Consider the following 24,196-nt stretch of genomic DNA (forward strand, 5'->3'; position numbering starts at 1 on the left):
ATTCTATCTACTTGGCGTCTAGTTTAATGTAGTAATTATTCACAAAATTATTTGACTTATTTACCCTTATAATTGAATGAAACACCCCCTTGATTCTAACAAGTGGAGCATAGATTTACACCGCAAATAAAAATCAGTTTTAGACTTCTTTATAATGCTTTGGGTTTAAGAAGTTAAGTGAATTAGAAAAATTAAATCAAAAAAACAATATGAAAAAAAACCATTTATTTTTACTAATGTTATCAATTTCTTGGTGCTCTTTCTCTCAAAATTTAATATCGGGAGTAGTCAAGGATAATTCTGGACCTATGCCAGGTGTTAACATCTTAGAAAAAGGAACGTCAAATGGAGTGGTAACAACTTTTGATGGAACATATGAGATAACCACTGCTAAGAACGCTATTCTAGTTTTCTCGTATCTCGGTTATAAGGTTAAAGAAGTAGAAGTATCCAATGAGCAAAATATTAATGTTGTAATGACAGTAGACACCGAAAGTCTTTCAGAAATTGTTGTTGTTGGATATGGGAGACAGAAAAAGGAAAGTGTTTTAGGAGCAATTAACCAAGTTAAAGGGGAAGACGTGGTAAATTCAGGATCTCCCAATATAGTAAATGCCTTAAATGGAGTATCACCAGGACTAAATGTTGTTCAATCTTCTGGACAACCTGGGGCAGATGAAGGACAAATATTTATTAGAGGGAATGCAAATCCTTTAATATTAGTAGATGGTGTTGAAATTGTAGGTGGGTTTTCCAATATTGACCCTAGGGATGTTGAAAGTATAAGTACTTTAAAAGATGGAGCAGCAACAGCTGTTTATGGTATTAGAGGTGCTAATGGCGTAATTATTATAACAACCAAACGAGGTAAAATAGGAAAACCTAAAGTCAGTTTTAATAGTCAATTTGCAGTTAAAACAGTACAGAATTCACCAGATATGTTAAATGCCTATGATGCACAAAACGCCCTTAACGTAGGTATTTTAAATGATCAAATGTATACAGGAGGATATTCCTCTGAAGAAGATTTAGCACATTGGGCTAGTGGTGATTTACCATATATCTATCCAAATACAGATTGGCAAGACACGTTGATAGAGGATTATGCCTTTAGTACAACTCAAACGGTGTCATTAAGAGGTGGAAATGATTTTGTTAAATATTATGCCTCTGCTGGATATTTAGAGGAAGGCGATATTACTAAAACCGTAAAGTTATTTAATTATAATCCGGATTTTAAATTTCAGAGATATTCGTTTAGAGGAAATTTAGATTTTACATTAACAAAATCAACACGACTAAAAACAAGTATTAGTAGCCGTTTAGAGGATACAAACCAACCAGGAAATACTGGAAATGCTAATTTTATAAAATTATATCAATCAGCTCCAGGTGGTTTGGTGCCTATATACCCAGCCGAAATAATGGAACAATATCCAGATCCTTTATACCCTGATGGTTTTTCAGAATATAGGTTTGGTGCAGGTGTTAACTTGTATAGTAGTATAAATGCAACAGGAGCTTTGAACGCTTTAAAAACAGTATTCTCAATAGATTTTGAATTAGAGCAGGATTTAGATTTTATTACCGAAGGTTTAATGTATACAGGTAAGTATAATTACGTTAGTAGTTATACTACTAAAAGTGATTTTGATTTAAGTAATAGTGAAGCAGGAAGAATTGATACTTATACTTTGAATAGAGATGGTAGTTGGTTTTCTTTTGAAGGTAGAAATTATGAACGTCCTACAGAATTTTTTCATAATAATGAAAGCATCACTTATAATCAAGAAATTTCATATTACAGAGGGCAGCTTAATTATAAAAAATCTTTTAATAATCATAATGTTACTGGATTGGCTATTTTTAGCCGTAGTAAACGTGTTACAGGTACAGAATATCCTTATTTTAACGAAGATTGGATAGGGCGTTTTACCTATGACTATAATTCACGTTACTTTTTTGAAGCAAGTGGTGCTTATAACGGAGATGAAACTTTTGCAAAAGGACAGCGTTTTAAGTTTTTCCCATCGTTTGCATTAGGTGCAAATTTAGCAAAAGAAAATTTTGTAAAAAATACAATTCCCGTACTTAATAATTTTAAAGTTAGATATTCATATGGACAAACAGGAGATAAATCCGGTTTAGGAAATAATCGTTGGCAATATTTAAGTTTTTATGATAATATTAAAAGTAATCACTTAAGAAACAGATATTATTTTGGAGAAAATATAAACACACCTCTTACGATTATTGGAGAATCTCAAATAGGGAATACAGAATTAACTTGGGCTACAGTTACCAAACAAAATATAGGAGTTGATTTTGGTGTTTTTAAGAATAAATTTTCAGGTTTTGTAGAGTTTTTTAAAGATGAAAGAGAGGGCTTAATTGGTAGGCCTACTGCCGCTGTACCAAGTTATTTTGGTTCATCAGTTTCGTTACCTTATGCAAATTTAGGAGCTTCAGAAAGTCATGGTTACGAGGTGTCTTTAACTTATAAAAACAAAACCAGTGGTGGGTTTAGTTATGCTATTACTGGATTTTATGGCTTTAATGAAAACAGAGTCGTTATAAGCCCCGCAGATGGTGCTGGAACACCAGAGTATTCAAAATTAGAAGGAAAACCAGCAGGAACAACAGCTTTATTACAAACAGATGGGTATTTTCAAAATATAGATGAATTGCTAAATTATCCAGAATTTGCTGGAAACCCTGGATTGGGCGATTATAGATATGTAGATTATAATGCTAACGGAACCGTGATAGGTAACGATTTACAAGATCAGGTTCGATTTGATTTACCAACATCTCCAAAAAACAGTTATAGTTTTAAATTAAACTTAGGATACAAACGTTGGTCTTTAAGTGCCTTGATAAATGGTATTAAAGGTCATAAAGGGTTGGTGAATAGTACGCTGGCTTATGCGTTGCCAAGTGGAGAAGCAACAGGAAGATACGATCAGTTAGATTACTGGACACCTAGTAATCCAGATGCAGCATATCCCGCATTGCATAAAAGTATAAGCAACCCAAACTTAAATGCAGGAACTACTGCTAGAATTATAAATTTAGATTATATCAAATTAAGAAGTTTAAACTTGGCTTACAACTTTGATATGAGTAAAAGTAATAGTATCAGTGTTTTAGAGGTTTATTTGAATGGGAATAACCTTTTTACTATTTCAGATATTGATTATGGCGATCCTCAAGGTAATTCAGCAGGTAGTTATCCTATTTTGGCTAGGTTTAATTTAGGGCTAAATATAAGTTTATAATATAAAATTTAATGATCATGAAAATAAATAGATATATATGTAGTGTTATAATCTTCGCTAGTTCATTTGTTAGCTGTGAAGATTATTTGGATAAAGTACAAGAATTTGAAGGACTAAATCAAGAAGACGTTTTTGAAGATATACTTTTAGCAAGAGACTTTTTGGATGGTGGCTATGGGTATTTGTTAACAGAAATGAGTGCGCGTGGAGGAAATAACAAACAGTCAGATTATTTACCAGGAATGACCATGTCTGGAGAAGGTTATCCAGGGAGAGTTAATAGCAGTGTTCCGGAACTGTATAATTTTTATGCACAAGGAGACTACTTAAGTTTAATGAATCGTGGATTTACAGCAACACAATCTCCCAATTTTGTAGAGCGGTATTCTTTCAGCTGGAAAGGAATTAGAATAGTTAACAGTTTTTTGGAGAATGCAGATAGAATTAATAACGCAAGCGAAGAAGATGTAAACAATCTAAAAGGTCAAGCTTATTTTTTAAGAGCCTATTACTATCATTTAATGACCAAACGCCATGGGGGACTTTATTATTTAAAGGAAAATTTAAATTTAAACGAATCCCTAGATAAAAACAGAGAATCCTATGCCTCTAACTTAGCCGATATGCTTGAAGATTTAGATTTAGCAATTGATTTGTTACCTATAGATTGGTCTTCTGAAAATGTTGGTAGACCCACAAAAGGAGCAGCTATGGCTTTAAAATCTAGAGTAACATTATTTGGGGCAAGTCCTTTAGCTAATACAACTAACGATGTACAAGCATGGCAAGATGCGGCTATAGCCGCATCTGATTTAATTCAGTTTGCTAATACAAATGGCTTATACAACTTGGCAGATGCCAGTGCAGCAAGTGGGTTAGATGTGGGGCATGATGGAGCAGATCTTTTTTTAGCAGAGCCAGAAGAATTAGCTCCCTATAGAAATATTTTTGTTGGACCAGGTATTCAGAAAACTATTCCAGATGAAGTTATTTTTATGGAAGTTAATGAAATAGTAGAAAACGTGTTTAAAAACACTATCAACCCTATACCTAGGCTCACCCTAACTAGTGGGTTTGATACTATGAAAGGAAATGGCCGTCCAATGAATATTGGTGCCTTGGCTAATTTTGTAGATAAGTTTGAGACTAAAAGTGGTTTAGCTATAGAAGACGATACGAGTTATAATCCACAAGAACCATTTATTAATAGAGATCCCAGATTTTATAATGCTATATTATTTGATGGTGTAGCATGGGATGTTACAACAGCTGGGCCATTAAATAAGACAGGATTTGTTGATTTGGCTGTTGTTAATGAGGAGTATGAATATGGAATAGATTTACATAACCCCAAAACACCTGCAAATTTAACATGGAGGGTACAAAACTTAACCGGCTACCGAATTAGAAAGTGGGTGTCTCATGGATTTGGATGGCCTGGCTACAGAAATTTTCATATAAATAATAATGTATTTAGAATGGGAGAAGTGTATTTAAACTATGCAGAAGCTGTAAATGAAGCTTATGGTCCCAATGGCACTGCTCCAGGATTTAATTTAACGGCATTAGAAGCTGTAAACATGATAAGAAACCGAGTTGGAATGCCTAATGTGAATAGTATGTACATAGGATCTAAAGAAGCTTTTAGAGAAAGAATTAGAAATGAACGCGCTGTAGAATTATGTTTTGAAGGAATTAGATATGATGATTTAAGAAGATGGAAAGTAGCACATTTAGAAGAAAATCTAAAAGTAGAGTTTTTAGAAATGCGTTGGCAAGGAGGAACTAGCGTGTTATACCCAACAGGGTTTAGTTATGACAAAGTAGAGCAAACTAATTTGAAAAAAACATTTAACGAAAAGAATTATTGGTGGCCAATTCCTAGTTCAGAAATCGAAGCTGTACCAACGTTTGGACAAACCATAGGTTGGTAAATAGGTAGTGTTTTTCTTTATAAAAAAGAAAACAAGATTATGAAGAACTTAAAAACAAAATTTAACAAATGAAAATAACTACAGAAAAGTCAAAAATATTTATTTCCTGCTTACTCAGTGTACTAGGAATTCAGTTGGGTGTTGCTCAAAACACCTCTTTGAATACTTCAGTTGCTCAAGATTCGGTACAAATAAATGATAACGATGAAATGTTAAAAACACCATTTGGCGTTTTTAATTTAAGCCGTACAAGTGGTGCTGTCTTCCAAATTTCTGGAGATGAATTAAGAAAAACAGGAGGCGATAATTTATCAGAAGCTTTAAGAGGACGGGTTCCAGGATTAAGAATTGTAAGAGGTACAAATACACCTGGTACAGATGGAGGTTATTCTTATGTATTAAATGGCGGTAACCCTTATATTCTAATTGATGGACAGCCAAGAGGTTTACAAGTAGATTTAAGAGAGGTCGAAGAAGTATTAGTTTTAAGTGATGGCACTTTTAACTCGTTATTAGGAAACTTAGGAGATAATGGATTGATATATGTAAAAACTAAAGGAGGTAAACCAAGCCCTTTAAGTATTGATGTCAATTTTCAAAAATCGATAAATGCACCTACTAGAATGCCAGATTTACTTTCAGCATCAGAATACGCAAAAGTAATTAACCAAGTAGCCAGTAATGATGGCTTAGGGGTTATATATAGTCCAGATGCCATTCAAGCTTATGAAACAGGGACCAACCCAATAAAATATCCAAATATTAATTATCAAGAAACGTTTGTAAGTGATTTTTCTGTTTCCAATTATGCTTCATTAGGTATTTATGGCGGAGAAGAAAAACTAGCTTATAGCGCTTTTATAGGATATTCTGATTGGGAAGGCTTAGAGAAGGTAGGCTCTGAAATAAATGGTAGAGATATTATTTTTAGAACTAAAATAAATGCAGCTATTAACGATTTAATCAGTACGAGTGCAAGTGTTTATGGGAAATTTGGCGAGAATGTTAGACCTGTTATAGGAGCCGATCAAACATTTAATTGGATTTCTTCAACTCCTGCAAATGCGTTTCCATTAAAGGTTGCAGACACTGCTTATGTAGTTAGTAATCAGTATAATTCGAACGTCTTATCTGAATTAGAGTCAGGAGGTACTAGAACCGATTATAGCTCGAATTTAGTTTTTGACTTGGGATTGGATTTTGATTTTAAGGATTATATACCGGGATTAAAATATAGTACTTATATAATGATGCGAACTTTTAGTACTCAAGCATTGTTAGCAAATAACACCCCAGGCTTGTATACTTTAGATTATCAACAAGATGCTACAGGACAGGATTCGTTGGTTTTAAAGTTGCATACAAGAGAGGTTAATGTTCTTAATGTTAATAGAGCAAATGCGAGCGCTCAAAGAGATTTTGTATATGGAGGTAATTTAAGTTACAATAAACGATTTAACAACGATGTGTTAAATTTAAACCTTAGCCATCTTTTATATAGCCAGCCAAACAGAAATTCAGAACAATTAGATAAAAGAGATTTAACTTTCAATTTAAACGGATCCTATGCGCTTGATAATAAATACATCATGTACGCAAATATGAATATGAGTAGTAGTTCTAAGTTTATAGGAGATAATAGAACGAAATTATTTCCAACTATAGGTTTAGCTTGGGTGGCGTCAAACGAAGGTTTTTTAAAAAATCATGATGTAATAGACTTTTTAAAGTTTAGAGCGTCCTTTGCAAAAGTAGGTACAGAATACTCTGCTTCAACCTTTTATTATTTAGATACATGGGGAGGAAGTGAAAACAATGGAACTATTTATTTAGGAGATGGAAATACCACACAATCTAAATACGGATTTCGTTTAACAAATACAGCTAGTGAAGCTATTGATTGGGTGGTTTATAATCAACTATTTGCAGGCGTAGAATTAAAGATGTTAAAAAAATTGAGCTTGAATCTTAACTATTTTAATATAGCAATTAACGGGCAAGTTATTAATGCCAGCGAACAATACGCAACAGCTTTAGGTAATAATGTGTTTTTACCACAAATAAATTATACCAATAAAAGAAATCAAGGATTTAATTCAAACATTTCTTTTAGTGATACTACCAAACCGTTTAAATATTATTTTAGTGTAAATGGAGGTTATAATAAGATTGTTGGAGAAAGGATATCAGAAATTCAACATTTAGAGTCATACAGAATAAGAGAAGGTCAAGCCGAAGATGAAATTATGGGATATGTAAGCGATGGCTTATTTACTGCAGAAAATATTGGAAGCGCCTTACCTCAGTTCGGTGAGGTAAAAGGAGGAGATATTAAATATATTGACCAAAATGGAGATAATGTTATTGATGCTAGAGACCAAAGAGCTATTGGAAATAATACACCAAGGTTTAATTATGGTATTAATCTAGGATTTGAATACAAAGGTTTTAACCTAGATGTGGTTGGAATGGGAGTTTCAGGGTATGATATAAACCTAAATAGTATCGCATATTACCAACACAGTGGTTTAGAAACCTATTATGCAAATGTAAATAGTAACCTACCAAATGGAAATGAAAACCCGAGAATAAGTGCCTTTGGAAGTATCAATAATTTTACAAATTCAGATTATTGGTTAGTAGATGGTAGTTATTTTAGAATTTCTAATGCACAATTTGGATATAAATTACCAGGATCCTTAATAGCTAAATGGCCTGTTAACAAAGTGAAATTATATTTAACAGGGAGCAATTTAGCTTTGTTTAGTAAAATGAAAGATTTAGATCCAGAAGATCCTAGATCAGGAATATTTGAATATCCTATGATGAGGAATTTCATATTTGGTGTTTCAGTAAATTTTTAATCAATAAATGGTAAAAAAACTTAATAAAATGAAATCAACTAATACAGTAATAACAATTTTAGCCTTCATGTTTAGCATTGTTGGATGTAGTGATTTTTTAGAAGACGATATTCAGTATTTTAATGAGGAATTTGTAACAGAATCGGGTTTAAAATCTAGAGGAATTATAGATGATATTTATACAGATTATTCATTTAATTATTTTGATGATTTTTCTGCTGAATATCTTACAGATAATGGCGTTTTAAACTCACAGGAAACAGGATTAGTTACGAGCCAATGGACAGCAACTAATAACCCGTTTCAATACGTATGGCAACGTTCCTATAATAACATTAGAAAGGTTTATCAGTATATAGAATTAGTTCACAATAAAGATTTGGATTATTTGTCAGATCCGGATGATGCTATTTTGAATGAAAATGTTAAAAAGAGATATTTTGGTGAAGCCTATTTTTTAAAAGCTTGGGCACAATGGGAATTGCTGAAAATATTTGGAGGCCCATCAGAAAGTGGAGAAATGCTTGGCTTTCCAATTGTAAATGGAATTTTAGAAAATGAAGAATATGCAGAATTAACACGGGGTACTTATGATGAGTGTGTAAATCTAATTATGGCAGATTTAGATGTAGCTATTAATAATCTACCTCTTGTATATGCAGGGAATGGTGCTGATGGATATGGTGTCTCCGAAACAGGTAGGGGAAGTGGTTTAGCTGCATACGCACTAAAAGCTAAAGTGGCATTAATGGCAGCTAGTCCTGCTTTTAACCCAACTAACAATTTAGAAAAATGGGAATTAGCAGCAACCTATGCGCATGATTTAATTGTAAAAAATGGAGGGTTAATAAACCTACAAGCTTATAACTATAGTCGAGAAAATAATCCAGATCATATCTGGAGAATGCGCAACTCAAGACAAAATAATAGTTTAGAGAATAGATTATATCCTCCAACTTTATATGGTCAAGGCGAGGTGAATCCTTCTCAAAATTTTGTTAATGCTTTTCCAGATGCAAATGGCTATCCAATAGATAATGCCTTAAGTACTTATAATCAAACAACACCATATGCTTCTAGAGATAGTAGATTTTATAGATTTGTATTTTACAATGGCGATCAATGTTTTACCTCAGCATCATGTACAGAGTATAATCCTATTGAAATATATCAAGGAGGTTTAGATAATTTTGGTGGTTTCATTCCTAACGAAGGAACAAGAACAGGATATTATTTAAAAAAGTTTTTAAATAACTTAAATTTTGATCCGTCAGCTCTAAATCCCACAACAAATTTACCAAAAGTGTATGTACAATTAGGGCTTACAGATATGTATTTAAGTTATGCAGAGGCATTAAATGAGGCTTTTGGACAACCTGATATGATTCCCGCTGGTTTTACATTTTCAGCAAAAGATGCTTTAGCAAAAGTAAGATTGCGAGCAGGAATATCTTCAGATCCTTATCTTAATGAGGTTGCAGCCAATAGTAATGATTTTAGAGATTTAGTAAAAAATGAAAGACGTATAGAACTATCTTTTTCAGGAGAAAGGTTTCATGATTTAAGAAGATGGAAAGACATTGAAAACACTGAAGATATTAAAGGAGTAAAAATTGTTAAAAACGCTAACGATACGTTTACTTATGAGGATATTCTAGTTGAAGTAAGAAATTTAGAAACTAAAAATTATTATTTACCGCTTCCTTATACAGAGCTACTGTTAAATGATAATCTAGAACAAAATCAAGGGTGGTAAACAAAATAAAAATATAAATTATGAATAAAAGTAAATTAAAATCAATAATCGAAATTTTGGTATTTATTATTATAGGGGTAGGTGCAGTATCATGTTCTTACGATGATTTTGTGGAAAACGAATTTGAATTTACATCAGTATACTTACCAAAAGCACAAATAAATCGCACTTTTATTATGGGTGAAGGCATGCAAATTGGTGTAGGTGTTGTCTTGGGGGGCAGGTTGTCTAATACAGAAAATGTTGAAGTAACATTTTCTTTAGATGATGGACTAGTTACCGACGCTGGATTAACACCATTACCAAGCAATTATTATCAACTTGTAGATAAAGGAGGTAATCCAATAACTAATAAAATAACGATTCCAGCAGGCAGTGTACAAGGATTTGTTTACGTAAAGGCAGATTCTATAAACTATCTTGCTGATCCATTATCATTTGGTAATAATTACGCATTAGGCTTTCAATTGGATAATGTGGTTAAAGCAGATTCTATTTTAACAGATTATAAATCATCCTTAATTACGTTTTCATACATAAACCAACTTTATGGCAATTATGTACAAACAGGAAAAGTTATAGAAACAGATGGAACCAATGTGGAAATAATTACTTATTCAGGAGGCATAACAGATGTTGTAGAGCTAACAATGGAAAACCCTAATACATTAATATATAATGGACTTGGTACATTTAGAGGGGCTACACAAAAAATGAATATTGTGATTGCTGAAGACAATACAATAACTATTGAAAGTATTCCTGGATTGGTACCTGTTGTAGATCAAGGTGGTTCATCATTCAATCCTTCAACACGAGAAATTACTCTAAATTATTCTTTCGATTTTAATGGAATAAATTATAAATCTACTGAAGTTCTAGAATTTAGAAATAGAGTGGTTGATGGTGTAAATCAATTTGCATATGATTAGTAGAGTTAAGAAGGTTGAGGCTTATTATTTCTTAATCTAAGATTAAATAACACCTTGCTAAAACAAGCCTTACTTCTGAATAAAAAATACAATTTAAAGGATTTATTTTTAATTAATTTTTTGAAAATAGTTTTTGAAAAATAATTAAATAAGATTGAAAATATTAATATGAAAAAAAAGACATTAATAATCAGTATTTTGTTGTATACCTTCTGTTTGAGAGGTATGGCGCAAAAGTATGAAATACCGTTTGAAAATCTAAAAATTTTAAATGGTAGTACACATTCTCATTCTATACTGTCTTATTCACATGGAGATCATCTGGAACATAATGATGATTTTGTTAAAGGTAGCAGGATTTTATATATAGATTCACTTTTTGTAAGTCGACCTAAAAACACTCATCTTAAAAAAGATTGGGACTCTTTTCAAGGGTTACCTGAAAAACATTATGAAGAAGCAAAAAATGCTGAATTTGATTTTTATTGTGTAACAGATCACTCTCAAGAAGAAGCATTTTTTCCTAATAGTATAAACAATACAGCATGGGCCATAGCTAAAAAACAAGCAGAAATGGCTTCCAATAATAACTTTTCAGCTTTTATGGGTGTTGAACATTCGGAAAACGATAGTGAGAATGGAAGAGGGCATTATAATGTTATTGGGTCTTCTTCTTACATTAATGCTATCCGTCCAGGTGTTGATATTCCATTTTTTTATAAATGGCTCAAAGAAAACCCTATTAATTTAAAAACAGGTAATCCTGTTGTAGTCATGTTTAATCATCCTAAAAAAGAGCAATATAATAATTGGGCATACCGTGATGATAAAATTACAGAAATTATAAGTTTATTAGAAATAAGAAATAATCAAAAATCCAGGGGTGGAGGCTTTATTAGTGCTTTAGATAAGGGGTGGAGAGTTTCACCGGTTGCTAGTATCGATAATCATAATTATACAGATATTGCAATAGTACAATCAAGGGCTTTTGTTTTAGCCGAAAGGAATACACCAAAGGATATATTAATTGCAATGCGCAAAAGAAGAACGTATGCATCTTTTGATAAAAACCTGGAATGTCGTTATTCAGTAAATGACTCGGTTATGGGGAGTGTAATTCCGCAAAAAAACACCTATGATTTAAAGATTTATGTGAATGATCCTGACACGAATGAAGAATCCGATAAAATATCAAAAATAGATATAGTTACCAAAAAAGGAAAAATTATAAAATCAATTAAATCAAAAAAAAGGAAACATAAAAATTATTGGAATATATCTTTAAAGAATAATGATATAGATGAATATTTTTTTATTCAAGTTTGGGACAATTCTATACCTGAAAATACTAAAAAAGGACCCGTACCAGTAGCTTGGCTTGCACCAGTATGGATTTTGAAGTAGAAAATGTCAAGTTACTTATTTAAACATTAATTCAGTTTGTTTAAATTTCTATAAAAGAAAAAAGATTCAAATTTAGAGTAATTAAGTCATTTATAGGAGATTAATTTATAATTAAAAAATAATAAAATACAGTACAGAAGATAGGTTTAAGTTTACTTAATATTTTATTTGTTTTAACAGTCTAATTTGGTCTTAATAAATAATGAATTATTATAAAATATTGAGAAATTATTAAAATCATAAACTTTTATAGACTTAATGAAGTTATCAAAAATTAAATTTATTTCTAGACTAACTAAGATTACTGCTTAAACCTTTTGGTTTTTATCTTAGAATAAAAATTTACGTCATTCCTACTAAAACGGGAGTAAACCCAAAGATTAAAAAAACAAATTCAGATGAATTTAAAAATAATTACTATTGTAGTTTTTAATTTAATACCAATTATTACACAATGTCAAATTATAAAAGAAAAAGAACCACCAAACATCATATTTCTAAGTATAAATGATGTCAATGATTTTGTAGGCTTTTTAGATGGTAGATACAAAGCAATCACACCAAATATGGATAAGATTGCTAATATGGGTGTAAATTTTACAAATGCTCACTGCACAACCCCTTCCTGTGGCCCTAGCAGAAATGCTATCTTGTTTGGACAGCATGCCTTTAATTCAGGTTTATATCGTTACAATAAGGATATGCAAGAAATACAAGTTGAAATACGAAAAAAAACTCCAGAATTCATTTCTTTACCACAATTACTTAAAGAAAATGGATACAATACATTTGCATCTGGAGAAATTCATTGCTACAATTGGACTTATACACACATGCATGGTGAAAATGAATGGACAGGGCACTATACTCCAAAACAAAAAGAGATGAAGCCTATTGAAGATTTAGGTTATACGTTTAGTAAATCTCGGAAATTTTATCCTACCCTTAATGATGACTCAGACTACCAGTCTTATGATGTGGTTAATTACGGAATAGAAATACTTGAAAAAAAGCATGAAACTCCTTTTTTTCTTGCCTTAGGTTTATATGAAGGACATTTACCTAATATGATTCCTAAAAAATATTTTGACTTATATAATGCATTAGAAATCACTCCTACTTATTTAGAGGATTTAGATGATATTCCGCCCGTAGGCATTGAATTCATAAATAATGGAAATGATGATAAGAAGATTAAACAGGCTGACAAATGGAAATTGGTTATTCAGTCTTATCTTGCAACGCTTTCATTTATAGATAATCAGGTTGGTAGGATAATAACAGCTTTAAAAAATAGCGAGAATTACAGGAATACCGTTGTTATATTATGGTCAGACCATGGTAATCATTACGGTAGTAAATCAAAATTAGGAAAATTTACGCTTTGGGAAGGAGCAACCCGTGTTCCACTCATAATTTGGGATTTGAGGGAGGGTATACAAAAAGGAAGGGTTTGTAAAGAAAGTACATCTCTTGTCGATCTTTACCCCACCATCATGGCATTAACAGGTCTTACATCTCCAAGTTATCTTGATGGCATTGATTTAACTCCATGGCTTAAAAATCCTCAATTAAAACGTGATATTCCTGCCATTACTACTATGGGGAGAGGAAATTATGCTATTAGAACAAAAGATTGGCGATATATTAGATATCATGATGGTAGCGAAGAATTATATCATAATGCTGTGGATAAACTTGAAATTAAGAATTTGGCTAATATCGATACGTATCAAGCTCAAAAAAAGCATATGATAAAGTGGCTTCCAAAATACGAAGCACCACTAAATGATATGAATGCTGGACCAATGATTTTTTATGATGCTGACCGATAAAAAAGAGGAGGTCGTCTCAAAAGTAATTTTAGGCGATTTTCTTTTTTGAATATATTTAATTTTGTTAGATAATTTTAAAATGAGATTACAATAGCGTAGGCATAAAAAAGCAAAGTAAGCTAACCTAGTTAAGCTATACTTTTTTAGGTTGTGAGCCATTGCAATTAAGCCTATTTCTACTTTTACTTTATTAACTCCTCTTAACATAAAGCGCTTAAAGTTCATGTTTTGCTTAATATTTCCAAAAACAGCTTCCTTATCCATGTAGCGCAGTTTTCTTTTTGCGATACCTTGTTTGCTGATCAATAAGTTGTTTGCCTGAGATTTTAATCGTTTTAAATTGTAATTTTGTTCTATAATACAATTTGTTTAATATTTATGGCAAAGGCTTCTATCTGTTTAGCAATGGAATTACTAGAAAACAACTATTAGCTAGAAGTAGATATTTACTTTAAAAAGAGCCTTCTAATTAGACTAAAAATCATTATGAAAGAAGCCAAATAAATTTTAAAGAATATTCTGATATGAAAACAGTTTTTAATTTGGCACAAAATCTTAGAAATATTTTTAATTCTGCTAAATCCCAAGAAATGGCATATACTATATATGCACATTAGTATAAAGAAATGAAGCAATCTGGCTTTAAAGCGTTTAATACCATAGCAAATACCATAATTATAAACTACAGATTTATCTTTAACTATTTTGTCAATAGAAGTACAAATACCGCTGCTGAATCTTTCAAGGCAAAAATAAAAGCTTTTAGAGCACAGTTTAAGAGGGGGTAGGAGTGTAGAATTCTTCCTTTTTAGACCAACTAATATTTTTGCTTAATAACCAAAATCACACAACTTTTGGACTTGATCCTTAATTATTTTATAAATAGAAGTACAAACGCTTCTGCCGAATCCTTTAATGCCAAAATAAAAGCTTTTAGAGCACAGTTTAGAGGGGTTAAAAATGTAGAATTCTTCCTCTATAGATTAACAACAATTTTTGCGTAAACACAACAATTTGGATTGATCCTTTAAAATTATACATTAATTTACGAAATATCAAGGTCTTTTGTCCTGTTTAAGTAACTGATTTATAAACAGTTATTAACAAACAGGTGACCTAAATAAGGTTCAAAAAAGGTCACCTAATAGGTCACCAACAGAATGGTATTTAATACATATTTTGATGTTTTGCAGAAACTAAAAAGTCCCGTAAACATAGTGTTTACAGGACTTTGTTGGAAATTGAATAAATTTCAGCGGAGAAAGAGGGATTTGTATTCCTCTTTATTATGCTAGTATTTTCAAGGGTTTCGCTGTAATATGTTTCGATAGGTCATTAAATAGGTCACTATCAAATATGCATAAAGAACATTAAATTATATGTGTAAATATAATAATAAACCACTGAAAACACAAGTGTTAAGTCCAAATAATGAACTACTTAATGAACTTGTTTTTAATAATTAAAAAGAGGCTATTTAAGAGGCTTAACTCTTAAACGCTTATCCAATTATCAAAGGATTAACTTCTTCAAATTTAAGCCCTGTATACTGGCAAAATTCATCAACAGAAATGAATTGATGATCTTGTTTGTTTAGGTGCTTTTTGATGTCAATTAAAAGTAATCGTGAATAACGATAACTTTTACCCGTAATTCTTTGAACGTCTTTTGGATATATACATACTCTCTTTTGTTCAAATTTCATATACTATCTATACTTTAAACTTGGCTTTGCTATACTTTATTCATGAATGTCATACAAACGAAATAAAAGCCTTTTCAAAGTTATTTAATATCATTTATCCATTGGTAAGTAAAAATAGGTAAAAAAGAACTTATTAGGCTATAATAGCTCTGTAAGGTAGTAGTTCCTTGTGTTTATTAATTTTAAATGAAAGATTTGTTCCTGTAAATCGGTTTTTGATGCATCGTGATTTGATTTATGAGGTTTGAAAGAGTGTACCTGAACATTCTAAATGTATAATCAAAAAATGAAAAATTATGGCAAGACAAAAAGGCATAATTAAACTAAAAGGTACTATTGGAGATATTACCTTTTACAAAACCAAAGACGGACATTTGGCTCGTGAAAAAGGCGGTATTGATGCAAAAAGAATTGCAACAGATCCGGCTTTTCAAAGAACGCGTGAAAATGGTTCTGAATTTGGTAGAGCGGGTAAAGCAGGTAAAGTGTTACGAACTGCTTTGAGATTGCTTTTATTGAATGCTTCTGATGGTAGAATGGTTAGTAGATTGACACAAACTATGGTGAAAGTCATTCAAGCAGATAGCACTAGCGAACGTGGATTGCGTAACGTAATTGATGGTGAAACAGAATTGCTGTTAGGATTTGAATTTAATATTAGAGGTAAACTTGGCACCAGTTTATTTGCACCTTTTACGGGTACAATTGATCGTGTTGCAGGAACTTTGGATGTTGAGATTCCTTCTTTTATTCCATCAAATATGATTGCTGCACCCAGTGGTACAACACATTTTAAAGTGATTTCTGGAGGTGCTGAAGTTGATTTTCAAGAAGAAACTTCTATTGTAGAGACTTCTGAAACGGCAATTTTACCATGGGATACAACAGCCACTGCTGTTATTAATTTAAGCAATGCCGTAACAGCAAATAGTACACATCCTTTGTTTTTAGCATTGGGTATTGAATTTTTTCAAGAGGTTAACGGACAAATGTATTCTCTTAAAAATGGAACATACAATCCTTTATCTATTGTAAAAGTTGATAGCGGTGTATAATGTTGTTGGTACTGTATAGAACTTATTTTCCTAATGGAACACAAGGAACACTCCAATTTAACGGTAAAACTATTTGCCAAACTATTGAGTTGCCTTGGTTAGAGAATCAACGTTGTGTTTCTTGTATTCCAGAGGGGATATATATTTTGCAGAAGCGTTATAGCAAACGATTTAAAAAGCATCTTCATATTAAAAATGTTCCAGGACGAAATTTGATATTAATCCATCCTGCGAATCATGCTCAAAAAGAATTAAAAGGTTGTATTGCTCCTGTAACAAAACACATAGGAATTGGTCAAGGTAGTTCCTCAAGAAAAGCACTCAAGAAATTAACTGATTTGGTTTTTCCCATATTAGATAAAAATATACAAGTGGAATTGAGAATTACCTCAACCAACCTAAATGATAAAAAGGAAGTTGAACTTAAAAATATAAAATTATGAATGTAACAAAACGTGCAAATGCACCAACACCTAAGTTTTTTAAAGTTTTAAGAACCGTAGGTTTGTCATTGCTAGCTATAAGCGGAAGTATTATTGCTGCTCCTATTGCTTTGCCTGCAACGGTTGTAACTATTGCAGGGTATGTGGCTGTTGCTGGTGGTGTTTTATCAGCTGTAAGTCAAGTAACTGTTGATGATGAAGCTCTAAAAGAAATCAACTCAGCAAATGAAATAAATTCTGAGTAATGAAAACAAATATTTCACTTAAAATAGGAACTGCCTCAGGAACATTATTGAGTATCAGTCCTACCATTTTTTCTGAAGATATTCTCAAAACAGTTCTTCTGGCTATTGTTGGAGCCACTGTCAGTTTTGCCGTTTCTTATTTTTTAAAATGGCTTACAAAGTCTAAGAAATAGACTTCATCATAAAATAAACATCGTGTTCGGTTTTTAGTGTGGTAACTTTACCGAACATTAAAGGTTCAGTCATATTGATTGAACCTTTTTTATTTACCTTTCCAATTTACAGGATCTTAATAAGGAGGTTTTTAGTTCTTGAATGGTTTTTAATTTATTTTGAAAACCTTTTTCTAGGACCTCTACTTTTTTTATTGCCTCAATTTTTGTTTGAAAATCTTGTTGCTTTAGGTACTTATGATTTTTTATCAGTAAATTTTTAACATCATTTATGCCTATAAAAGGAATAACAGAACCTTTCAAATAATAATTATAGTATTTGGATTCTAACAACATATATGATAGCTGAAACAAAGCTTCTTTTTGTTCAATTGTTTCTGTTGAAATAACAAATGAGTTTCTTATTGGGGTTCTACATGGTTTTCCGCTATTTAACCCTTTGTTTAAGATGTAGAAATGCGGTTTTGAGTACGTTTGTCCGTGTTTGTGGGTTTTGATTTGAAAAGTTAGCATAGTTATCCAATTAAAAAATTAAGATTCTCTATGCTCCGCTACGCTTCGCGCAATAAAATTTTAAAAGAAAAACAGAAAAAAGAAAGCCCATCATTAAGGAAACGAGGCTATGCTGTCAAGGTTTTTGGAAAAAATACTACTGCTTAATTAGTTCAAAATATTAAACAGAAAGGGTATTTACTGGATTGTAAAAAGATGTTAAAACCAGTTGAGTTTTGCAGTGGAGATTTTTTTCAAAACCCGTAGGGCTTGACCTTTATAGCATAAAAGCATTGGACGAAGGGAGTGCCTAGCATTGCATTCTTTTTTTTGTTTTTTTGTTTCACCTATTTTCAATTCTAGGATACTTTGGGGGAAATATGCGTAGGTGGAAGTGATTATTGATGTTGTAGCGGTGGGAAAAATAAATGAAGTGCTGAACGCAGTGGTGCACTTTTTTTATGCGCGGTGTTGAGGTGGGGAAATGAAAAGAGTGATTCCCTGATAAGGGATTGAACGAATGTAGTTTGCCTACCGCAGACACATAGCAAACATTACTAATTGCTGTAACCTACACCGCTGAAATGGGTGGCGGGGAAAGTGGTCTTTTATAATATGTTTATTTGTTCAAAATTTTAATTGAAATGAGAAGTGTGCGGCTGGAAAACGGCTATTTTACATAATGGAGTTATGGTACAGAAAGTGAATGAATGCTACCATAACTACCCGTTATGTAACTTAGCTTTGGGATAGCGTTTAAATTATTAGCTTTTTGCCTGGGGCAGCTCTTTATAGTTGTGAAATGAGGCACGAATGAAACAAGCTGTAATGTGCTGCAATAGTTTGGCAATTTAAACGCTATAGACGTGTGGCGCGCGGAACAAACCAAAAGACAGAGGGTTTTGAGGAACGAGAAAACTGGGTTTTGGTTTGTGGGGATTAAATATCAATTATATCATAATAATCTAAAAAAATATGATAAATCTGAATACTGCTACCATCATCTCTTCTGAAATATGAATTATAAATATCTATTTCATATTTTTTATCAATATTGACATCTAAATCTACATCTCCTATTGAGCACAAAATACTTTTCTGATAATTTTGATCCAATAGCTCATTAAAAGACATTACTATTGAATTTGAATCCTCTCTGTGTGATGGTTTTTCACACTCCATAAATGATAACATAAAAGCTATTTTAGAATTAGATTCTGGGTAATATTGTCTAGTTAAAAAACGATTAACTCCATGATCTATATAATATTTTTTTGTTTTAGCTAGTTTATTAATTCTTTTGCATTCTATAGCAAAATATTCATCACCAGTTAACGATTTATTAGTTGGTAATAAAACTTTAATATCTAAACTACCTATTGTTACACCATCTTTTATTTCATCAACACCAGGTTCAAAATAAAAATAATCTAGATTAAATTTTGATTTATTGTTGTTAATATAATTTTTAAGGAAATCATTTCTTAAATAATCTTCAAGTTCTAATTTGGTTTTAGCACCTTTATTTCCTTTAAATTGGACATGCTTTTTTAAAATTTCTTTTCTAGAATATTTGGATGTTTTTTTTTCTTTTTTTAATTCCGAATAAGAATACCCTACTAGATTAAATAGTTTTGTCTGATAATACGGTTCTTCAGAATAAATAAAACTGTCTGCGTTCATCTTACTTAATTAGTTTTTTTTATTTCTGATTTTGCTATAGCCTCAATAAATTCCGATAAATCTAAATGAGCAATAGCCCTATGCCAATTTTTCAAAATATTAGGCTTTATTACATAAAATGAACTTCTATTAAATCCTCTAATATCTTGTTGGGCAAACAAGCAAGTACTAACTTTATGCATACCCAATCCACCGATTTTATTTATCGAATCTTCTAAACTAGAGTTAAAAAAGTATTTTATTATATCCTTTCTCACTTCTTCTGAAACAACAAAATTAACGGCAATAAAGTTTTTATTGATATATACATCTACAATAAAGCACTTATTCGTTTTATTAAATCTCGAACTAAAATGATTGATAAATGTTTGACAATATTTTCCTATAGACTCTAGATTTTTTTCTGTTATTTTTTCAAAAATTGAAAGATGATTACTATTTAATCTATCAGCTCTCTTCATAACAGGTATACTGATATTTAAAGCATAATTTATCAATTCTTTCTCAATAGAATTTATATTAAATAATTCATATATTTTATATTCAATCTGATTTTCGATTGAATAAATCTTTTCTCTATTTTCATTGAAAAAATCATCCTTTTTTAAATCATGTAATTCCCTTGTCAGAAGTGATAACTCAATATCTTCTTTAAATGGCATTTCTAAAAATTCAATAAAATTAACTCTGTTTCTATCTGCACCAAATGAAGAACTCGTCATTAAAAGGAAATATGTAAATAATTTAGAATTAAATATTGCGGACATACAAAGAAGTAAATTCTCTACTTCATTCGACATTTCTCCATCAACAGGTACTATTGAAGCTATAGTTGATGAAAAAATACAATCTCCATCATAAAAAGCACTCACCGCTCTATGATTTAAGTATTTATCAAGACCTTTTTTTATTAATAGTTTCTTCCCTTTAAATGCTGAAATTTCTGTTATTTGAGGTACTTTTAGATCTTTTTGTATATCTCCTTTTAGATAGAGTTCATCCAATTTTTGTTTGAACGTTTTATTTGAGATTACTTGAAACTGTCTTAAATCTTTGCTTTTTTCTACTTCTATATAATCATATTTCCAATATTCTTTTGTTGATTTTCTCTTGTTAACTGGTATACCTGAATCTTTAGATTTAAAACCACCTTTTATAGTTAGATTGAATTTGCTAATTATTTTAGATATAGTTAAGTCGTTATCTTTTAGTTTTTTGATAAACAAATAATCCAAAATATTACCATATAACATTATCTTCCATAACTTATCATCCTTAATAAATAAGTTTTGATCAATTAACTTAACATCATTCTTTTCAATAACTATAGTTTTGAAATAATAATAATACTTATTAGCCCTAGCTACAATATGTTTTATTTTATTATTAGCAATACTATTGTCCTTCAAGCTATACAATAGTATTGCAGGTGGTTGATTAGCATTGTCAAATATCTGCTTACCACCAGCTACTTTATTATTTACACCAAATAAATCAAAACACTGATGCACATTAAATTTTGACAGGAAGTACTTTCTCCATTTTATAGCACTTTCATCAGAATTGTATAAGTTTTTACCTGTTACGATAAAGCAAATTTTGGTCTTATGTTCTTTCTGAATTAAATCACTTACCCTTACTATAAAGGCTTGAGAAATTTCCTTGTTACCTATAGATAATGATATTTCTTCTTTTAAGTTTCTTGATAATTCTTTCCTATTCCTTTCTGTAATATAGTCTACATACCTTGATGTCTTTACGATACCCCAAGGTGGATTACCAACAATGAAATCTAATTTAACTTGTTTTTTAAACAATGTATTGAAAGCATTGCTTTCATTAAAGAAATCTGCTTTCTGTCCTCCAAATAAGTTTTTATCCTTTAATGGTCTAAATTCAAAATTTTCAATTTCTTTTGGATGTGTTTTGTAATCTAGCAATGTGATGTAAAGAGAGAAAATAGTTATCTCAATTGCATTTTTATCGATATCTATCCCGTAAATATTGTCTTCTAATAAACGCCATAGTTTTTCATTAGAAATTGTTTTCTTATACTTATTTTCTTTGCTATTGACTACAATTTCTTTATCAATAATCCTTCTTAAAGACTCTACTAAAAAAATACCAGAACCACATGATGGATCTAAAACTTTACAATTACTATTTTGTTGTTTTTTTAAAAAAGGTTGAATAGTTTGGCTTAATACATAATCTACTAAAAAAGGTGGTGTATAATATGCTTTAACTTCTTTTTGTTTAGAAAGCTCAGTGATCATTTTACCATTAGAAAATGCAGTATTCCCTAAAAAACTCTCATAAATATTACTAATTAATTCAACTGGTATAATTTCAAAATCATAAACATTAAACATTGATGGCTGCACACTATAGCCCTTAACTTTATCACCCATAAACATTTTAGAACTCGTCAATAAATGATAAAGGATATTTAAATTTTCTTGTTTAACATAATCTTTTTCAAAAAAAGGTAGCCCTTGATTTTCAAATTCAAGGGGAAATAAATCTCCTCCAAATTTATTACTAATGTATTCAAAAAAATCATACGTCTGCTTATGATTTAGCAAGATTTGATTGAGTGCCTCTTGTCGTTCTTTTTTTGTAGAGCCAATTAAAATATTTTGATCATTAAAAACTACATTTCTGTCAATTAAATATCTAATAAAAATAAGCCTACCGATTAACCGGTTAGCAACTTCAGGTGTTAAATTTCCTTCTGGAAAATTAATCTCTTTTGCTATTAATATTCTTCTAGCATCAGTAATATTACTTAACAGAAATCTATCAACAGTTTTACTTTTTGTAAAATATTCATTATAAATCTCTCTCCAGCCTTCACCATTTCGTAGATTTTCAATATACAGAAGGTTTCTATTAACATTTATTAACTCCAACCACTGGTTTGAACTATCTGAAAAATCAAAACCATTATAGATTTCAATGTTATTTTCTTTATTTATTATAACTAAAGGTGCTCTACTTAAATTAAATGAGTGTTTTGGAATTAAACTATATTCAGATTCTGTAGGATTATCATAAAATAAGATTAATGGGTTATTAAATGGTTTAATATGCTCTTTATTTTCATACTGAATATCAGCACAAAAAATAGCATAAGGTTTTATAACTTCTGTAATTATCCTACTAACTCTACTAGGAAATACATTTAAAATTTTCTCTTCATCTTCATCCAAAATAAAAAGTCCATTTTCTTTATTATATCCAAGTTCATTAAATAGTCTATGTAATATAGATGTCATAAAAGATTAGTTATTAATTTTATAAATATTGACATGTTTTTTTTAATAGCTCCCCTTTAATTCGAGCATTATGAACCAATAGAAAAAGGCCTCTGGATTGCTTTTCTTTAGTTTGTTTAATTTATTGAACTGTTGGTTTTCAATAGTCCAATCTTTAATCTGTTTAGGGCTTTTAAATTTTTCTAAATCTGATACTATTTCATTTTTTAATACTTCTGCTAAATAAGCTGTTTTGGCTGCAGCTGTAATCGCTTCTTCAATATTAAATTTTGTAATGGTGAAATTTGTAAAATTGCTAATCCCTAGTTGTAAATGTTTAAATTCTTCTGATTTGAGATCTCTAGTTGCTAATATGTAACAAGCTTCTTGGGTATCTTCTAATACCTGAATTGCAGATATGTTTAACTTTCTGAATTTAATTTCTTCTGCCACTACTTTGTTGTAGCTATTTTGAACTGTTTTTAAATCTGTGATGTTATCTGTTAAAAAGGCCACATCAAACAATTGCTTTATGATTTCTACAGGTCTGTTTTTACTATATAATATTCCTGTTGTTTTTGGTGCAAAAGCCGTTAATTTGTCTCCTAATATGGCATCAAAGGTTGGCATTTGTACCGTAATAATTTCTCCTGTAGTTTGGACCCAATCATGCGCTATGGGAATTTCCATAAGTGCCGGATATGGATTTGGTGTGTATAATACATCTAATAGTATTGGTTCTACACTACCATCTACATTACTAGTATAATACATTTTAAAATGTCCTATTGGTGCATCTGGCGTGTGTTTTCTATTATTGTCATCTTCCCAATGTGTAAACACCGTATTTTTACTAATTTTTTCTAGAATGTTTTCTATTTCACTTTGTGTTTGCTCTGTGATAATGTCTATATCTATTGAAAATCGTTTAGGTATTTTGGTAGCTAGTAATAACGCCGTACCACCTTTAAAAATAAATTCTAATCCGTATCCTTTTAATTGTTCTAAAAACAGCAATGCATAAATTACCTTCTCAATTAATTTAGGATCTAATTTCTTTTTTCCTAAATTACTTTTAACTTCATGAATCCAATCTGGATGGTATGTTGTTGGTTCTATCATTCGTAATTATGTTTTGGC

Annotated in this window: 19 protein-coding genes; 13 read left to right on the plus strand and 6 right to left on the minus strand. The window is 30.9% G+C overall.

Features of this window, described 5'->3' with window-relative positions; all coding sequences use genetic code 11:
* The first annotated feature begins 209 nt into the window (after positions 1–209).
* From FQU21_RS03910 to FQU21_RS03940, 7 genes are all read left to right on the plus strand, one after another.
* Positions 210–3,278 carry a SusC/RagA family TonB-linked outer membrane protein gene (locus FQU21_RS03910; RefSeq protein WP_147676723.1) on the plus strand — a complete coding sequence of 1,023 codons (3,069 nt, stop codon included), beginning with the start codon at positions 210–212 and terminating at the stop codon, positions 3,276–3,278.
* 17 nt (positions 3,279–3,295) lie between these two features.
* Positions 3,296–5,212, plus strand: a complete 1,917-nt coding sequence (locus FQU21_RS03915; RefSeq protein WP_187269317.1) for a RagB/SusD family nutrient uptake outer membrane protein — start codon at positions 3,296–3,298, stop codon at positions 5,210–5,212.
* 68 nt (positions 5,213–5,280) lie between these two features.
* On the plus strand, positions 5,281–8,076 hold the full coding sequence (locus FQU21_RS03920) for a SusC/RagA family TonB-linked outer membrane protein (RefSeq protein WP_147676725.1): 2,796 nt from the start codon (positions 5,281–5,283) through the stop codon (positions 8,074–8,076).
* Between the two features lie 28 nt (positions 8,077–8,104).
* Positions 8,105–9,832: a RagB/SusD family nutrient uptake outer membrane protein gene (locus tag FQU21_RS03925; RefSeq protein ID WP_187269318.1), complete on the plus strand. Its 1,728-nt coding sequence runs from the start codon at positions 8,105–8,107 to the stop codon at positions 9,830–9,832.
* 20 nt (positions 9,833–9,852) lie between these two features.
* Complete coding sequence (locus FQU21_RS03930) at positions 9,853–10,764, plus strand: DUF1735 domain-containing protein (RefSeq protein WP_147676727.1); 912 nt, start codon at positions 9,853–9,855, stop codon at positions 10,762–10,764.
* Positions 10,765–10,932: 168 nt separating this feature from the next.
* Positions 10,933–12,168, plus strand: a complete 1,236-nt coding sequence (locus FQU21_RS03935; protein ID WP_147676728.1) for a CehA/McbA family metallohydrolase domain-containing protein — start codon at positions 10,933–10,935, stop codon at positions 12,166–12,168.
* 398 nt (positions 12,169–12,566) lie between these two features.
* Entirely contained in the window at positions 12,567–14,003 is a 1,437-nt protein-coding gene (locus tag FQU21_RS03940; RefSeq protein WP_147676729.1) for a sulfatase, read from the plus strand.
* On the opposite strand, the gene FQU21_RS03945 is transcribed toward FQU21_RS03940, so the two are convergent.
* On the minus strand, positions 13,953–14,363 hold the full coding sequence (locus FQU21_RS03945) for a transposase (protein ID WP_147676937.1): 411 nt from the start codon (positions 14,361–14,363) through the stop codon (positions 13,953–13,955). The genes FQU21_RS03940 and FQU21_RS03945 overlap by 51 nt on opposite strands.
* 266 nt (positions 14,364–14,629) lie before the next feature.
* Between FQU21_RS03945 and FQU21_RS03950 the strand changes: the two genes are divergently transcribed.
* On the plus strand, positions 14,630–14,791 hold the full coding sequence (locus FQU21_RS03950) for a transposase (protein WP_246124753.1): 162 nt from the start codon (positions 14,630–14,632) through the stop codon (positions 14,789–14,791).
* A 54-nt stretch (positions 14,792–14,845) separates the two neighbouring features.
* Positions 14,846–15,007: a transposase gene (locus tag FQU21_RS03955; protein ID WP_262712746.1), complete on the plus strand. Its 162-nt coding sequence runs from the start codon at positions 14,846–14,848 to the stop codon at positions 15,005–15,007.
* Positions 15,008–15,504: 497 nt separating this feature from the next.
* Here FQU21_RS03955 and FQU21_RS03960 read toward each other — a convergent pair whose 3' ends face one another.
* The gene (locus tag FQU21_RS03960) at positions 15,505–15,708 is read right to left on the minus strand and encodes a hypothetical protein (RefSeq protein WP_054724569.1); all 204 of its coding nucleotides are present in this window, start codon (positions 15,706–15,708) and stop codon (positions 15,505–15,507) included.
* Positions 15,709–16,004: 296 nt separating this feature from the next.
* Between FQU21_RS03960 and FQU21_RS03965 the strand changes: the two genes are divergently transcribed.
* From FQU21_RS03965 to FQU21_RS17380, 4 genes are read left to right on the plus strand one after another with little or no spacing between them, the layout of a single operon-like run.
* Entirely contained in the window at positions 16,005–16,763 is a 759-nt protein-coding gene (locus FQU21_RS03965) for a hypothetical protein (RefSeq protein WP_054724566.1), read from the plus strand.
* Positions 16,763–17,206 carry a DUF5675 family protein gene (locus FQU21_RS03970; RefSeq protein WP_054724564.1) on the plus strand — a complete coding sequence of 148 codons (444 nt, stop codon included), beginning with the start codon at positions 16,763–16,765 and terminating at the stop codon, positions 17,204–17,206. Before FQU21_RS03965 ends, FQU21_RS03970 begins: the two co-directional genes overlap by 1 nt.
* Positions 17,203–17,451, plus strand: coding sequence for a hypothetical protein (locus FQU21_RS03975; RefSeq protein ID WP_054724562.1), 249 nt, complete (start codon positions 17,203–17,205; stop codon positions 17,449–17,451). The genes FQU21_RS03970 and FQU21_RS03975 overlap by 4 nt, the downstream gene beginning before the upstream one ends.
* Entirely contained in the window at positions 17,451–17,624 is a 174-nt protein-coding gene (locus FQU21_RS17380; RefSeq protein ID WP_098946169.1) for a hypothetical protein, read from the plus strand. Before FQU21_RS03975 ends, FQU21_RS17380 begins: the two co-directional genes overlap by 1 nt.
* Positions 17,625–17,717: 93 nt before the next feature.
* Here the strand turns inward: FQU21_RS17380 and FQU21_RS03980 are convergent, their stop codons facing one another.
* The 4 genes from FQU21_RS03980 to FQU21_RS03995 form a co-directional block, all read right to left on the minus strand.
* On the minus strand, positions 17,718–18,137 hold the full coding sequence (locus FQU21_RS03980) for a DUF6943 family protein (protein ID WP_054724561.1): 420 nt from the start codon (positions 18,135–18,137) through the stop codon (positions 17,718–17,720).
* 918 nt (positions 18,138–19,055) lie between these two features.
* The gene (locus tag FQU21_RS03985) at positions 19,056–19,799 is read right to left on the minus strand and encodes a hypothetical protein (protein WP_054724559.1); all 744 of its coding nucleotides are present in this window, start codon (positions 19,797–19,799) and stop codon (positions 19,056–19,058) included.
* A gap of 5 nt (positions 19,800–19,804) precedes the next feature.
* Entirely contained in the window at positions 19,805–23,077 is a 3,273-nt protein-coding gene (locus FQU21_RS03990; RefSeq protein WP_054724557.1) for an Eco57I restriction-modification methylase domain-containing protein, read from the minus strand.
* Between the two features lie 42 nt (positions 23,078–23,119).
* Positions 23,120–24,178: a nucleotidyl transferase AbiEii/AbiGii toxin family protein gene (locus tag FQU21_RS03995; protein WP_054724555.1), complete on the minus strand. Its 1,059-nt coding sequence runs from the start codon at positions 24,176–24,178 to the stop codon at positions 23,120–23,122.
* Positions 24,179–24,196 lie beyond the last annotated feature (18 nt).

This window comes from Algibacter pacificus (assembly GCF_008033385.1).
Classification (GTDB): domain Bacteria; phylum Bacteroidota; class Bacteroidia; order Flavobacteriales; family Flavobacteriaceae; genus Algibacter; species Algibacter pacificus.

Bases quoted from the DNA above. Each gene is read 5' to 3' on its own strand.
- FQU21_RS03910 (WP_147676723.1), top strand. From the start codon at position 210: ATGAAAAAAAACCATTTATTTTTACTAATGTTATCAATTTCTTGGTGC.
- FQU21_RS03915 (WP_187269317.1), top strand. From the start codon at position 3,296: ATGAAAATAAATAGATATATATGTAGTGTTATAATCTTCGCTAGTTCA.
- FQU21_RS03920 (WP_147676725.1), top strand. From the start codon at position 5,281: ATGAAAATAACTACAGAAAAGTCAAAAATATTTATTTCCTGCTTACTC.
- FQU21_RS03925 (WP_187269318.1), top strand. From the start codon at position 8,105: ATGAAATCAACTAATACAGTAATAACAATTTTAGCCTTCATGTTTAGC.
- FQU21_RS03930 (WP_147676727.1), top strand. From the start codon at position 9,853: ATGAATAAAAGTAAATTAAAATCAATAATCGAAATTTTGGTATTTATT.
- FQU21_RS03935 (WP_147676728.1), top strand. From the start codon at position 10,933: ATGAAAAAAAAGACATTAATAATCAGTATTTTGTTGTATACCTTCTGT.
- FQU21_RS03940 (WP_147676729.1), top strand. From the start codon at position 12,567: ATGAATTTAAAAATAATTACTATTGTAGTTTTTAATTTAATACCAATT.
- FQU21_RS03950 (WP_246124753.1), top strand. From the start codon at position 14,630: ATGAAGCAATCTGGCTTTAAAGCGTTTAATACCATAGCAAATACCATA.
- FQU21_RS03960 (WP_054724569.1), bottom strand. From the start codon at position 15,708: ATGAAATTTGAACAAAAGAGAGTATGTATATATCCAAAAGACGTTCAA.
- FQU21_RS03965 (WP_054724566.1), top strand. From the start codon at position 16,005: ATGGCAAGACAAAAAGGCATAATTAAACTAAAAGGTACTATTGGAGAT.
- FQU21_RS03970 (WP_054724564.1), top strand. From the start codon at position 16,763: ATGTTGTTGGTACTGTATAGAACTTATTTTCCTAATGGAACACAAGGA.
- FQU21_RS03975 (WP_054724562.1), top strand. From the start codon at position 17,203: ATGAATGTAACAAAACGTGCAAATGCACCAACACCTAAGTTTTTTAAA.
- FQU21_RS17380 (WP_098946169.1), top strand. From the start codon at position 17,451: ATGAAAACAAATATTTCACTTAAAATAGGAACTGCCTCAGGAACATTA.
- FQU21_RS03980 (WP_054724561.1), bottom strand. From the start codon at position 18,137: ATGCTAACTTTTCAAATCAAAACCCACAAACACGGACAAACGTACTCA.
- FQU21_RS03985 (WP_054724559.1), bottom strand. From the start codon at position 19,799: ATGAACGCAGACAGTTTTATTTATTCTGAAGAACCGTATTATCAGACA.
- FQU21_RS03990 (WP_054724557.1), bottom strand. From the start codon at position 23,077: ATGACATCTATATTACATAGACTATTTAATGAACTTGGATATAATAAA.
- FQU21_RS03995 (WP_054724555.1), bottom strand. From the start codon at position 24,178: ATGATAGAACCAACAACATACCATCCAGATTGGATTCATGAAGTTAAA.